At 61.2% G+C, this 13,172-nt stretch carries 11 protein-coding genes; 5 read left to right on the top strand and 6 right to left on the bottom strand.

What is annotated here, in order from left to right:
* Position 1: 1 nt before the first annotated feature.
* The 3 genes from NVV72_01900 to NVV72_01890 form a co-directional block, all read right to left on the bottom strand.
* Entirely contained in the window at positions 2–877 is an 876-nt protein-coding gene (locus NVV72_01900; protein ID MCR6658140.1) for an SPFH domain-containing protein, read from the bottom strand.
* Between the two features lie 457 nt (positions 878–1,334).
* Positions 1,335–3,479, bottom strand: a complete 2,145-nt coding sequence (locus NVV72_01895; GenBank protein MCR6658139.1) for a hypothetical protein — start codon at positions 3,477–3,479, stop codon at positions 1,335–1,337.
* On the bottom strand, positions 3,389–4,405 hold the full coding sequence (locus NVV72_01890; GenBank protein ID MCR6658138.1) for a hypothetical protein: 1,017 nt from the start codon (positions 4,403–4,405) through the stop codon (positions 3,389–3,391). Before NVV72_01890 ends, NVV72_01895 begins: the two co-directional genes overlap by 91 nt.
* 169 nt (positions 4,406–4,574) lie before the next feature.
* On the opposite strand from NVV72_01890, the gene fliQ reads away from it, so the two are divergent.
* The 4 genes from fliQ (at position 4,575) to NVV72_01870 (ending at position 9,027) form a co-directional block, all read left to right on the top strand.
* Complete coding sequence (gene fliQ, locus NVV72_01885) at positions 4,575–4,838, top strand: flagellar biosynthesis protein FliQ (GenBank protein ID MCR6658137.1); 264 nt, start codon at positions 4,575–4,577, stop codon at positions 4,836–4,838.
* A 3-nt stretch (positions 4,839–4,841) separates the two neighbouring features.
* Complete coding sequence (gene fliR / locus NVV72_01880) at positions 4,842–5,678, top strand: flagellar biosynthetic protein FliR (GenBank protein MCR6658136.1); 837 nt, start codon at positions 4,842–4,844, stop codon at positions 5,676–5,678.
* A complete protein-coding gene (flhB, locus tag NVV72_01875; GenBank protein MCR6658135.1) occupies positions 5,671–6,747 on the top strand; it encodes a flagellar biosynthesis protein FlhB in 1,077 nt (358 codons plus the stop codon). Before fliR ends, flhB begins: the two co-directional genes overlap by 8 nt.
* 129 nt (positions 6,748–6,876) lie before the next feature.
* Positions 6,877–9,027: an ATP-binding protein gene (locus NVV72_01870; protein MCR6658134.1), complete on the top strand. Its 2,151-nt coding sequence runs from the start codon at positions 6,877–6,879 to the stop codon at positions 9,025–9,027.
* Between the two features lie 130 nt (positions 9,028–9,157).
* Here the strand turns inward: NVV72_01870 and NVV72_01865 are convergent, their stop codons facing one another.
* The 3 genes from NVV72_01865 to rpmE all read right to left on the bottom strand — a co-directional run bounded on the left by NVV72_01865 (position 9,158) and on the right by rpmE (position 11,053).
* Positions 9,158–9,619 carry a hypothetical protein gene (locus NVV72_01865; GenBank protein ID MCR6658133.1) on the bottom strand — a complete coding sequence of 154 codons (462 nt, stop codon included), beginning with the start codon at positions 9,617–9,619 and terminating at the stop codon, positions 9,158–9,160.
* Between the two features lie 64 nt (positions 9,620–9,683).
* Positions 9,684–10,562 carry a DUF3445 domain-containing protein gene (locus NVV72_01860; GenBank protein ID MCR6658132.1) on the bottom strand — a complete coding sequence of 293 codons (879 nt, stop codon included), beginning with the start codon at positions 10,560–10,562 and terminating at the stop codon, positions 9,684–9,686.
* Positions 10,563–10,768: 206 nt separating this feature from the next.
* The gene (gene rpmE, locus NVV72_01855) at positions 10,769–11,053 is read right to left on the bottom strand and encodes a 50S ribosomal protein L31 (protein MCR6658131.1); all 285 of its coding nucleotides are present in this window, start codon (positions 11,051–11,053) and stop codon (positions 10,769–10,771) included.
* Between the two features lie 72 nt (positions 11,054–11,125).
* Between rpmE and NVV72_01850 the strand changes: the two genes are divergently transcribed.
* On the top strand, positions 11,126–12,979 hold the full coding sequence (locus NVV72_01850) for an ABC transporter transmembrane domain-containing protein (protein ID MCR6658130.1): 1,854 nt from the start codon (positions 11,126–11,128) through the stop codon (positions 12,977–12,979).
* Positions 12,980–13,172: the final 193 nt, after the last annotated feature.

Here is a 13,172-nt window from a genome sequence, read left to right as displayed (position 1 = left end):
TTTAGCGCTTGCTGATATCAATAAACGGCACAGCGCCGCCGGTCGTGGTGGGCAGCTTGCCGTCCCACTTTTCGATGGCGCGCAACTGCACCACTTCCGGCGAAGAGGCGATCGACTGCGCCAGAAGGCGGTTCGATTCGGCCTGGCCGCGCGCCTGCTCGATCAGGGCGTCGGCCTGGGCCTTGGCCACGGCCACCTGCGCCTGGGCGGCAGAGGCGTCGGCGTCAGCCTTGGTCTTGGCCTGAATCGAATCGAGGATTACCTGCGGGTAGCGGATGGTGCCGATCCAGTCGAGCTGGCTGATATTGACGCCCTGCGCCTCCCACTTGCGGTTGACGCGCGCCAGGGCCTTCTGGATCACCTGCTGGCGGCCGCCGCGATAGAGGTATTCGACGCTGACCAGTTCGGTTTCCGCCGCGATGCTTGAGCGCACATCATTGCGGATCGGCCCTTCAAAGAGCTGGTCGAAGGTCAGGCGATAACGCGTATAAAGCGCCGGTGCCTTGGATGGATCGATGCGCATCACCAGTTGGACATCGGCGGTCATCGGCAGGGCGTTGTTGTCCGAGAAGGTGACCTCCTCGTTTTCCGGGCCGCGCTCATCCTGTTCGCGCGTATAGGTATAGGTGCGTTGGATCACCGGAAATTCGGCAATACGCTCGCCAGGCAGGTTCAGATGCCAGCCGGAAGGCAGTGGCGTCTTGTCGACGCCGGCATTGGGGCCAAGTGTGCGGATCTTGACGCCGACATTGCCGGGCTGGATGGTTTGACCGCACGAAACCAGCGACACCAGCAGCAAGACGGCCGCCGCTCCGGTGGGGATCAGCACTTTCCACTTGCCGGGAATGGAGATGCCATTGGGACGGATGTTGTTCATATTCATGTATTTTGTTTCAAGGGCTGCGGCCATTACGAACGCGGCTCAGGTCCCCCGACCTTTCATAAGTTGAGTTAACAAGTAAACAGAACAAGCGAATGCGCGCTCTCGGATTTGAGAGTGACTATAGTCTTGGTTTCGGGGAGGGCTTGATCGCGTAAGAGCAAATATGGGCTGGTGCCGAGATTTCGACGAATGGCCGCGCATTAGACTTGCGGCTATGCCTGACTTAACTGACGATCATTTTCCTTCATTTGGTTCACATCCCCCAAACCTTGGGGACCTGCATATGTTACAGGTTCATTCGCTGTCCTTAAAGCGAAACACGACATCGATCACATGGATGTGACTTTGCGCACGAAAGTGCGAAGAACGCGCAAACATGCGCGGCGGGCGTTTGCCCTTGCCAAATCTCACGAAGAAATTTGGAAGCATGAAATAATTGTGAAGGTCGGCGTTACGCCGCCTTACCCTTTGGCGCATTGGCGGCGGCTTTTGCCGCGGCGTCGTCCCGCTCGCGGAACTTCTTCTTCATGCCCGTAACCCAGCCGGCGAAACTGTCGGTGGCGGCGGTCGAGGCGGCGAAATCCTTGGCGCTCAATGTGCCGCCATCGAGCGGGGCCAGAGCCACGCGGATGGCATCGGAGGAAGAAGCGGTATCGGAGAACTTACTATAGCGCGTAGACAGACGCGTCAGCGACGGCTGGTCTTTTTGCAGGCTGTAGGCGATGGCGGCACGCAGCAGTCGGCCTTCGTCGGCCAGGGTCAGGGGCGCGTCGCTTTTCCAGCGGTCGCCGAGGCGCTTTTCAAGAATCGCGCCGGCATGGGCATAGTCCTGCTTGTTCCAGAAGATATCGGCGCGGATATCCTGTGCGTCCGGCGAATTGTCATTGCCCAGTACGTCCAGCGCCTTGTCCGGTTCATTCAGTTCGTTGAGCGCACGGGCTTCCAGCACGCGGCGTTCGGCCATCACCGCCTTCGGCAGCAGGGTGGTGCGGGTGTTCCACAGGGCCGCCAGGGCCTTTTGTGGATTGTGGTCCATCAGGTAGATGGCGGCGAGATCGGCGGCCACCGTGGACTTGGCCACGCCATCCAGGCGGTGGCTGACCTGGTATTCCAGCAGGTCGGCGGCCTGATCGAGCAGGTCGACATCGACGAGGCGGCGCACGATCCGGCGCACCATTTCATCGCCGTCAGAACCGATGGGGGTCAGTTCCTTGAAGTCGTTGAACAGGCCGAGCGCCTCGACCGGTTGCAGGCCGTCGGCCATGCCGCCGAGGAACAGGCCGCGGAACGCCTGGTTGAGCGTCGCCTGGATCTGGATTGACTGCGGATCATTCATGAAGGTCTGGCCGCCGCTCTTGAGCACCATCAGGGCCTCGCGGTAGCGGCCTTCGCTGAGATAGATGCTGCCCATGTCATTGATCAGCTTCATCTCGGTGTCGCCGCCGCGCCAGCGGAAGCGCAGGGAATCGAGCGTGGCCAGGGTCTCGGCCGAAGTCGCCTTCTTGAGATCGTAGCTCAGCATGGCGGCGTGCATGGCGGCCGGGGCGGCAATGCTGTCGTCCGTGGCGCGCGCCACCGCCTGATAGACCTTCAGAGCGCGGGCCTTGTCGCCCTGGGCCTCGATGATCTGAGCGTCGATCAGATAGGCATGAAGCTTTTGCAGCGGCGTTACCGCCTGGGCGAGGCTGTAGCCGATCATGGCTTCGGCGGTGGCCAGGTCGTTCTGTTGCAGGGCGGAATAGGCATAGGCCGAACCGATCTTGACGCGCCATTCCGGCGGAAACTGATCGAGCGCCTTGAGGCCGAACTTGAAATCCTTGACGGCATCGGCGTGGTGGCCCGACTGCATTTCACCATAGCCGGCCCACAGGCGAGAGGCCGGGTCGTTGACGAGTTGCGAAGAGGACAGGTCGCCGGTGGCGTCGCTAAAACGTCCTGACAACATGCGGGCGACGACGCGCAGGCCGCGGACCTGCGGATTATCCTGGGCGCGCGGGCTTTCCTTGATCAGCAGGTCGAGGACACCCTGCGCCTCGAAATTGAGATTCTGCCCGACCAGAAACCGCGCCAAGGCCAGGCGCGCCTTGGTGGCGGCGGCCGGACCCAGGCTGGCCTCATCGGCGGCGGCGGCCTGGAGGGCATTATAACGCACGAGGAAGCCTTCGGCCGGTGCGGCCGACCAGTCGGCGTTCATCAGGGCAGGATAAAGGGCATTCTTGTAGGCCAGGGTCGGATCGCTGGGTGACGCATTGGGATCGAGGGTAGACAGTGTCAGGCCGCCCGGCCGCGATATCTCGACCAGGTCCCCGGAGACATCGACCTTTACGTCCGGCGTCATGTGCACGACCGCCGCGCCTTGCGCCGTCGAGGCCAGGGTGGCTTCCAGCACCGTACGGGCGGTGGTCAGGTTTTTCACCGGGCCGCGCGCCGGAACCACCGCCATGCGGTCGCCGACGCTGGGGTCACGGATCCAGGCAATGCGGGTGGCGCCGGCCAGATTGATGTTCAGGCCGGCACGCCCGCGCTGTCGTCGCGGATGACGCTGGCCTCGACCGCCTTGTTGTCCAGTGGCCGGCCGCCCAGCCGGACCCGCCACACCAGCCCGTCATTGATGGCCGACAGGGCACCGATGGTCGGGGCCTTGAGGCGCAGGGCGGTGAAGCCGTCATTGCGCGTCCACTGGGCGTCCTGAACGATGGCGCCGTCCTTCAGCTCCGGCGGCAGGCGCAGGTCGGCTTCGGAATCGAAGACGATCCATACCGATTCCCCGCGGCGGAAAACGGCGCTGGCAACGGGGCCTTCAAACGGGAAGGCGATATCCTTGCCGCCATCGATGGCCTCGACTTCCAGCGCCACGACCGGCACCTTGGCTGCCTTGTTGACACGGGCGTCATTCGGGGTAGCGGGTCTGGTCTCTTCGCCCCTGATGATGTCCTGGAGATTGACCGTGACCTGGCCGTCCTTTTTGCCGTCATCAGGCCTGGCATTGTCTTCGGCGGTCGGATCGATCTGGACGAAAACGGCGCCATCCTCCCGGCCGAAATGGGTCTCGAAACCGTCATTGACCGTGAGCCATAACTCGCTGGCGCGGGCATCGGACTTGAGATCGACGCCCTTGATGCCGACGGGCGGATTTGAGCGGATATCGCCGAGATCCGGCTTTTTCTGGCCAGGCAGGCGGATGACCACCTGTCCTTTCTCGCGGCGGACCGAGGCGCGGCTGCCGATGGCGCCGTAGATTTCGATGCGGCCCGAGGACTTGTTGCGGCCGACGCGGATATCGATATCCGATCGCGGCGCCACCTGGGGCGGGGCAATGGTATCCCCCAGCGCCAATGTGGCCATGCCCATGCACAGGGTGGCGGCGAAGATGGCGGTGGTGCGCAGGGCGGCCTGACGGGAAGAGGGGGGCGGTGACGGTGTGTCGAGTAAAACGCGCGCACGCTCAAGCGCCGGCTCAGGTGAGGGCGCGATGCCGGCAGGGCCGGCATTCGTTACAGACGGTTTACGGTCTCGACTCATTTCCCGTTAACTTGCCTGAACGGGGTTTAACCATAGTTAATGCCGCGATAATTTTCCCCGTCATTTCGGGCTTTAAGGCGAATGAGAATCTCATCATAGGTTAAGGGCAAATTAACCGTTCGCGCGGCAAATATTGCCGGGTTGTGTTTTGATTTAACGGGTAAAACGAATGACGGGTGCCGAGGTTCTGGGAATTGGGCGTGACGCCATCTGGCTGACCATCCAGCTATGCCTGCCGATTCTCCTGGTCGGGCTGGTGGTGGGCGTGGTGATCGGCCTCTTTCAGGCCCTGACACAGATTCAGGAAGCCACGCTGATCTATGCCCCGAAGATCATTTCGGTCTTTCTTGCCCTGCTGCTGCTGCTGCCCCTGATGGGATCGCTGCTGGCCACATTCATGCACGAAATCATCAACAAGATCGCGGCCATCTAGGCCATGCTTCTGTTGCAGGCCGTACAACTGCGCTCAAGTCTTCCGGATACGGGCGGCGATGATTTTGCCTCCTTTTTCGGCACCTCGGCGCAATTGTGGGTGGTGGGGCTGATCTTTATCCGCCTGGCCAGCATCGTTCTGCTGGTGCCGGGGCTGGGCGACCCGGCCGTGCCGCCGCGCCTGCGCCTGTGCTTCGCCCTGCTGCTGGCCATGATGATCACGCCGATTGTCGGGCCCTATATTCCGGCCATGCCGCCGACGCTCGGCGCCCTGACCGGCATTGTGCTGCACGAAACGATCATCGGCCTGATGCTGGGCAGCCTGATGCGTGTCTTGCTGTTCACCCTGGTGACGACAGGCGAAATCCTGTCGTTGCAAACCACGCTCTCGTTTGCCCAGACCGCCAATCCGACCGAAGCGCAATCCAGCACCAGCCTGGGTGCCTTTCTCGCCATTTTTGGCCTGGTGATGATCTGGGTGACCAATACCCACCATTTGTTCATCCGGGCCATGGTCGATTCCTACCAGATATTCTCTCCGGTCAAAAACGTCATGATCGGCGATGCCGGCTCCCTGATGGTCAAGACTCTGGGGGAAAGCTTTGTTCTGGCGCTTCAGCTTTCGGCACCGGTGATTGTGTTCGCTTTGGTCTTCAATATCGCCACCGGCTTCATCGGGCGCATGATGCCCAATTTTCCGATCTTTTTTGCCGCCACGCCCGTCAGCGTCCTTGCGGGCCTGGCCTTGCTGGCCCTCTCGCTCGGCACCATCGGAATGGTCTTCATCGACCATTATCAGCAGTATCTTGGGGTGTTCCTGAAGGGAGCCCGCAGTGGCTGACGAAGCGGATGGCGAAGATAAAACAGAAGAGGCGTCCGGGCGGAAACTCCAGCAGGCGCGGGACAAGGGCGATGTCGCCAAGTCCGGCGACCTGCCGCAAGCCCTCTCCCTGATCGGCGCCTGCGCCATCGTGGCCATGAAAGGCCCCGAACTGGCGCGCACCCTGACCGGTGACCTCTTGCCCTTCCTGGCCCATCCGGAGCAGTTGCTGGGGTCTCTGGAAGGCGACGGCGGCATGGGAATCGCCCGTGCCGTGGTGATGGATATCATCCCCATCCTGCTAATGGTCATGGGGGCCTCCATTGCGCTGGGTGTCTTCGGCAACGTCATGCAGACCGGCCTGATGTTCACGCCGTCGAAACTGGCGCCGGATTTCAGCAAGCTTAATCCGATGAACGGCCTGAAAAAGCTGTTTGGCGTTGATGCCCTCATCCAGTTCGGCAAAACCCTGCTCAAGCTGACCATCACCGGCGTCATTGTCTGGATGGTGGTCAAGAACCGCCTGACGGATATTCTGGCCCTGACCGCCGCCTCGCCGATGCTGATCCTGCCCTATGTGCATGAGGCGGTCATTGCCCTGGCGATTGCCGTCTGCATCTTCCTGTTCGTCGAGGGCGTGGCCGATTTTGCCCTGCAGAAGTTCCGTTTCCTGCAACGCATGAAGATGTCGAAACAGGAGCAGAAGGAAGAATACAAGCAGACCGAAGGCGACCCGCATATCAAGGCCAAGCTGCGCCAGTTGCGCATGGAAAAAAGCCGCCGGCGCATGATGTCCAATGTGAAAAATGCCACGGTCGTTGTCACCAACCCGACCCACTATGCCGTGGCCCTGCAATATGAAATGGGCGAGATGGCGGCACCGGTCTGCGTCGCCAAGGGCATGGATAATGTGGCGCTGAAAATCCGTGAAGAGGCCGGCAAGCACAATGTGCCGATTATCGAAGATCCGCCCCTGGCGCGCGCCCTGTTCGCCAGCATGGAGGTGGATGACGTGATCCCCGAGCAGCACTTCGCTGCCGTCGCCAAGCTGATCAGCTTCGTCATGGCGAAAAAGAAGCGTGCCTTCTAAGATCAGTGCCTTGAAAACGCACGGTTTTGTTAACCTGCGCACGGAATGCAAAATGGTCTAGTATTCAGGAAGTGATTCGCTTGCACAACAGGCGTTCAGCATCCGCATTTCGTGTAGAGAGGTTGTCTCTTGTCCGCAGCGCCTATTGCCCCGCCGGTATCCGCACCGGAAAACACCGCGACCTCGCTGATCAGCCGGCTGCGTGATCTCGTCAATCCGCTGACGGCGGGCATTGTCGCCGTGATCGTGGTTTGCGCCTGCGTGGCGGTGTGGCTTGTTTCCGGACATCTGCCGGTGGGTATCGTGCTGGGCATCCTGATCGCGGCGGTAGCCGGTGTGGCCCTGCTGGGCCTGTTCGCCTTTACGGGCGAGACGGATATATTGAGCGGCGAAGGCTTCCGGGCGTCCGATATTGTCGGCGCCTTGAGCGAGCCGGCCGCGGTGGCGGCTTTTGACGGCCATGTGCTGGCGGTCAATCCGGCCTGGAGCGATGCCGGCGGCGGCATGAAACGTTTGCCGCAGGGCGAACATGCGCCGGCGCTTTTCGTCGCCCTGCGCGAAGCGAAAGCACAGGGCACCGGCCGCGCCCTGGTCCGGCTCGGTGGCTTCGATTATGAAATGGTGGTGTCGCGCCTAGGCGAAGACCTGGTGCTGGTGCGCGCGGCCTCCCAGGGCGTGCTCGGCAACGGCCTGATGCTGAAACATGAAAATCCGCCGGCAGTGCAGGACGACGCCTTCCTGCCGGATGTAACCGAAAACCATAAGACTGACCTGCCGGAGGCCGTGATGGACGCCTTCGCCGAGGCGGCACCCTTCGGTGCGGCACTGGTAGCGGGCAATGATCTTTTCGCCGCGCGCATCACCGATTTCAACACGGTCTTCGCCGCGTTGACCGAGCTGGCGCCGGATAAGCTGACCGGCATGGTGTTCGGCGACCTGGTGACCGAAAACTCCCGCGCGGCCCTGGCCGAGAAACTGGCAACCCATAAGAGCGGGCCGTTCGATATCAGTCTGAACGTCAAGTCCGACCGAGCCCTGCAAATCTATGTGTCGCAGGTCTCCGGCGGCTACAGCCTTTATCTGTTCGATGTCTCCGAGCAGAAGAAGCTGGAACAGACCCTGGTGCAATCGCAGAAGATGCAGGCCATCGGCCAGGTGGCCGGCGGCATGGCGCACGATTTCAACAATCTTCTGACCGGCTTCAAGTTCCGTAATGACCAGTTGCTGGTCAATCACCCGCTTGGCGATCCTTCCTATGAAGACCTGAACGGCATCCGCCAGATCATTGCCCGCGCCGAGGATCTGGTGCGCAACCTGCTGGCCTTCGCCCGCAAGCAGACGGTCAAGCGCGTCACGCTCAATGTCGGCGAGATGGTTTCGGAGGCCGAGGTTCTGCTGCGCCGACTGGTGCGGGAGGATGTCAAGCTGGAAACCGAATATGGCCGCAACCTGCCCAATGTCCATGTCGACAAGGGGCAGATGGAAATGGTCATGATGAACCTGGTGGTCAATGCGCGCGATGCCATGCGCGGCCAGGGCGGCGGCAAGGTCAATATCCGCGCCGCCAGCCTGACCCAGGATGAAGCAAAGGACTACGGCTGGCCGGAAGCGCCGGCACAGGGATCGGCCCTGATCGAGGTTTCCGATACCGGCCCCGGCATTCCGCCGGAGATCCTTGCCCAGGTGTTCGAGCCGTTCTTCACGACCAAACCTCTGGGTGAGGGCACGGGGCTGGGCCTTTCAACTGTCCACGGCATCATTGCGCAGGCCGGCGGCCATATCCAGATCGTCTCGCCGCCGGGCAAGGGCGCGACCTTCCGCATCTTCCTGCCGGTATGGATCGAGGTGGAAAAGCCTGAGGCCGAAGCGAAGCCCGAAGCCGTCGCCAAGCCGGTGCCGAAGGATCTGTCGGGCGTCGGCCGCATCCTGTTCGTCGAGGACGAGCAGATCGTGCGCGGTATCGCAGCGCACCTGCTGCGCCAGCGCGGTTACGAGGTGCTGGAAGCCGAGGATGGCGAGGAAGCCCTGGCCATCATTGAAGCGGAAAATGGCCGCTTCGACCTGCTGATCTCGGATGTCATTATGCCAGGTATGGACGGACCGTCGATGCTGAAACTGGCGCGGCCGATCCTGGGCAATGTGCCGGTGATGTTCATTTCAGGCTATGCCGAATCGGAGTTCTCCGACCTGCTGGAAGCCGAGCAGAATATCTCCTTCCTGCCCAAGCCGCTGGATATCAAGACGCTGGCGGAGAGGGTCAAGGAACAACTGGCCGCTTAGAAAAGCCTTGATTTTGGCGATCTGCGTCGCAGTCGTCGCTTGCAGGTACAAGCGTACCTGCAGCGCTAGCCGGCTAGCATCTCATCCAAACTGAAGGCTTTTCTCCGTTTGTGCATAAGGAAGAATAGTTTTATGGCGCATCGATGCAGTTGCGGGCGCCGCCTATGGCTATGGTCTGGGTGTCGCCCTTCCAGGTAACGATCAGTTGGCCGGTCAGCGGACGCACCGTCTGACCGGGGACGGCGTCCTTGATATCGTAGGATTCGACCACGGACAGGGTGTTCGAGGCGTCGACAAAGCTGCGGACGCTGTGAATGCTGTCCGAGCCACCAGAGATCATGCTAATCTTCGTCAATCGGCCGTTGATGCGGATGTAGCCAGTAGCGCCGCCCTGCAGCGAATCCTCGATCAGGATGTACGAAGGCTTGGCAACGGCGCGGGCGATCTTGGTGATGCAGCCGGTCAGGTCGGCGCCATCGCCCTGTTGCAGCGGACTAACGGTAAAAGCGGCGGCGGCCTGTTCTTCGGGCGTCGGCTTGTGGCAGGCGCCTAAAAGCATCAGCAAAACAACAGGCCAAAGCGTCTTTGTCATGAGAAGTCCCGCGCGGATTTGCGCTAAAGCTATCATGGCGATTTGTAAGCAAACAATGCGAGGGTCAGCGGCTGGCTATGGCTTCGAGGTGCGTAATCAGGCGGTCGCGTTCCAGCGTCAGGCCCTTGTAGTCAAGCTGGGCCGGCGTATAGGCTTGAAGCTGGCTGATCAGGGCACGGGCCAGTTCGTCGGCATTGGGCTGCTGCTCCAATGCCGCCAGCGGATCGAGATAGATGCGGATGGTGAAGAGGATGTCGCCGCTTTCGGGCAGACGGCGCAGGGTCTGGCGTTCAAGGCGGAAATAAAGGCTGTCGATCTTTTCATCACCAAAGCGCCATTGCCCGGCGGAATGAGGGTGATGCAGGGTGTCGTCGGCGTGCAGCGACCAGTTCCAGCGCATTACCGGCTGTTCAGTGCGCAGATTGTCGAACATGCGCTCGATGATGGTGGCGTTGCGGGTGTCGCGGCCGAAATCCGGCACCGGGGCGTGGATGTCCTGCAGGGCCCTGCCGAATTTTTCGTGCAGCCGCCATGAGGACGGGAAGCACAGATGTGCTGCCGCCAGCCGCCAGCCATCCTCGCCACGCCGCATCAGCACCAGGTCTTCCTGCACCAGCCCGCCGGCCACGAGCAGGGGCGGATAGGGGGTATCGAGCCGGACGCGGCGGAAGGCTGGAATAATATCGATCTGTGGGCCGATGCGTTGATAGATGTCGGGGAAACGTTCGGGCAGATGATCGGCCAGCAAGGTCAGGACTTCGTCTTGCGCATCCTCGGTGCCCGGCTCGGCCACGAAGATTTTCTCCGGCACACGCTCGGCCAGCCGATCTTTTTCATCGAGATAACCCAGCAGCCTGTCATCGACATCGATCCAGTCAGCCGGATCGAGCGGCTTTACGCCGATGGTGAAAAGCTTGTGGGAACCGTCGTAGGGCGTGTGCATAGGCTGGTTCTAGCATGGGAAAGGCAGAAAGTAAGATACCCCACCACCACATCTCGTCGCTTCGCGTCTCGTGCGGTCCCCCTCCCCACCAGAGGTGGGGAGGTACAAGAAAGATACTTTCCCGACCAAAGAAAAATCCGGTCCAGGGCGATCCCCGGACCGGATTTCCAAACTCTGACAAGTGACCGCAGCGGGGCGGCCCCGCCTTACTTCTTGAGGAAGCCGGCGAACTTGTTGTTGAAGCGCGAAACGCGGCCGCCGCGGTCGAGCAGGGTGCCGGTGCCGCCGGTCCAGGCCGGATGGGTGCGCGGATCGATGTCGAGGTTCAGCACGGCGTCTTCCTTGCCGTAGGTCGAACGGGTGCGGTAGGTCGAACCGTCGGTCAGGGTGACGGTGATCCAGTGATAGTCGGGGTGACCTTCTTTTTCATCGATCTGTTCCTTTATACGTCCGGCCAGCAGCGTGCGGACGCCATAAAAAGTGTGAGGCATGAGTGCCGAAGGTGCGGCTCTTACAGGAAGCTTCCTTGCGAGGCAAGTCCTGACTGTATAAAGCTCAGGTCCATGGCTGATTCAACTCCCGCACAAACAGACACCGCCGAAGGGCGCCCCGGCACGGGCGCCGAACTGGTGGCCGATATCCGTCAGGCCGCCGGCACACGCGGCAAGACGCGCAATTTGAGGCCGCTGGCAAGGCTCATTCCCTATCTGTGGAAGCAGAAAGGCCTTGGGGCGGCGATGATTCTGTTCCTGCTGTTGTCGGCGGCGGCGACGCCTGCCATGACCTTCGTCGCCAAGCAACTGATCGATAAAGGCTTCGGTTCGCGTAATATCGCCGTGCTGAACCAGTGGTTTCTGGTGCTGGGGGCGGTTGCGCTCGTCATGGCCATAGCCACCGCTCTGCGTTACTACTGCATCACCCGCATGGGCGAGCGCGTCGTGGCCGATCTGCGCGAGGATGTCTTCGCCCACATCCTGAAGCTCGATCCGGGCTATTTCCTGAAGATCCGCACAGGCGAGGTGATTTCGCGCCTGACCGCCGATATCCAGATCATCGAAACACTAGTCGCTTCGTCCATCTCCATCGCCCTGCGCAACCTGTTGACCTTCCTGGCCGGGCTGGTGATGATGAGCTTTGTAAGTCCGAAACTGACCCTGATGGTCTTCTGCACCTTCCCCTTCGTGCTGGTGCCGCTGATCGTCTTCGGCCGCCAGGTCGGCAAGGCGACGCGCGAGACGCAGGACCGCTTCGCCCGTGCTGTTGGGTTCGCCTCCGAATCGCTGGATGCGCTGGAAACGGTTCAGGCCTTTGTGCGTGAGGCCTTTACGCGTAAGCGCTTCGATGAGGCAGTAGAAGAAACCTACCGCACCTCGGTCGGGCGCATGGCCACGCGCGCCACCATGACCGCCATGGTGATCACGCTGGTCTTTGGCGGCATCGCCTTCGTGCTGTGGCTGGGCGCGCAGGATGTGCTGCATGGCCGGATGTCGAACGGCACCCTGGTCCAGTTCGTCATGCTGGCCATCCTGACCGGCGGTTCGGTTGCCAATCTGAATGAGACCTGGGGCGATGTGCAGAAGGCGGCGGGTGCCATGATGCGGATCGATGAACTTCTGGGATCGCGGCCGACCATTACCGTGCCGGAAGCGCCGGTAGCGTTGCCGGCGCTGGCGCGGGGCGAGATACGTTTTCAGGATATCCATTTCGCCTATCCCTCGCGGCCGGGTCAAAAGGTGCTTGATGGCTTCTCGCTGATTGTGCAGCCGGGCGAAACCGTAGCCCTGGTCGGGCCTTCGGGCGCCGGCAAGTCGACCGTCTTCAAGCTTCTGCTGCGCTATTATGACTATGCGAGCGGACGCATCGAGATCGATGGCGTCGATATCCGCTCTGCCGATCCCGGGGAGGTCCGTGAACGTCTGTCGCTGGTGGCGCAGGATACGGCGCTGTTCTCCGGCTCGGCGGAGGACAATATCCGTTTCGGACGTGAGAATGCCAGCGATACCGAAATCCGCATCGCCGCCGACAAGGCCCAGGCCCGCGCCTTTATCGAGGCCCTGCCGGAAGGCTTCAAACAGCCGCTGGGCGAGCGCGCCAAGTCGCTCTCCGGCGGGCAGAAGCAGCGCCTGAGCATTGCCCGTGCCCTTGTGCGCCAGGCGCCGATTCTGCTGCTCGATGAGGCGACTTCGGCGCTCGATGCCGAAAATGAGCGCCTGGTGCAGATGGCGCTCAATGAAGCCATGTCTGAGCGCACCACCCTGGTGATCGCCCATCGTTTGGCCACAGTGCTCAAGGCCGACCGGATCGTGGTGATGGAGGCCGGCCGTGTCGTCGATGTCGGCACGCACGATGAACTGGTATCCCGCGGCGGCCTTTATGCCCGCCTGGCACAGTTGCAATTCAACAGCCAATTTAAATAATTTCAGTTACTTATATTGATGTCACGGCCTGCTTCAGCCTGTGAATAAAAATGTGATAGCGATACCAATTGTAAATACTGAACGTATAGTATATATATTGTCCATCATTCAGACCCCGCCGTGGTTGAGGCATCGGGCCTGAGCCCGTCAGATGGAAGGTCTGAAGCGAATGTCATCTTTTGCGAGTGCGGCC

Source organism: Asticcacaulis sp., from assembly GCA_024707255.1.
Taxonomy (GTDB): Bacteria; Pseudomonadota; Alphaproteobacteria; order Caulobacterales; family Caulobacteraceae; genus Asticcacaulis.
This window is presented reverse-complemented; position numbering and strand designations above follow the sequence as displayed.

What these genes read in the sequence shown, in the direction of transcription:
- NVV72_01890 (MCR6658138.1), bottom strand. Translation starts at nt 4,405, where the DNA reads ATGAGTCGAGACCGTAAACCGTCTGTAACGAATGCCGGCCCTGCCGGC.
- NVV72_01865 (MCR6658133.1), bottom strand. Translation starts at nt 9,619, where the DNA reads ATGACAAAGACGCTTTGGCCTGTTGTTTTGCTGATGCTTTTAGGCGCC.
- rpmE (MCR6658131.1), bottom strand. Translation starts at nt 11,053, where the DNA reads ATGCCTCACACTTTTTATGGCGTCCGCACGCTGCTGGCCGGACGTATA.
- NVV72_01860 (MCR6658132.1), bottom strand. Translation starts at nt 10,562, where the DNA reads ATGCACACGCCCTACGACGGTTCCCACAAGCTTTTCACCATCGGCGTA.
- fliQ (MCR6658137.1), top strand. Translation starts at nt 4,575, where the DNA reads ATGACGGGTGCCGAGGTTCTGGGAATTGGGCGTGACGCCATCTGGCTG.
- NVV72_01850 (MCR6658130.1), top strand. Translation starts at nt 11,126, where the DNA reads ATGGCTGATTCAACTCCCGCACAAACAGACACCGCCGAAGGGCGCCCC.
- fliR (MCR6658136.1), top strand. Translation starts at nt 4,842, where the DNA reads ATGCTTCTGTTGCAGGCCGTACAACTGCGCTCAAGTCTTCCGGATACG.
- NVV72_01900 (MCR6658140.1), bottom strand. Translation starts at nt 877, where the DNA reads ATGAACAACATCCGTCCCAATGGCATCTCCATTCCCGGCAAGTGGAAA.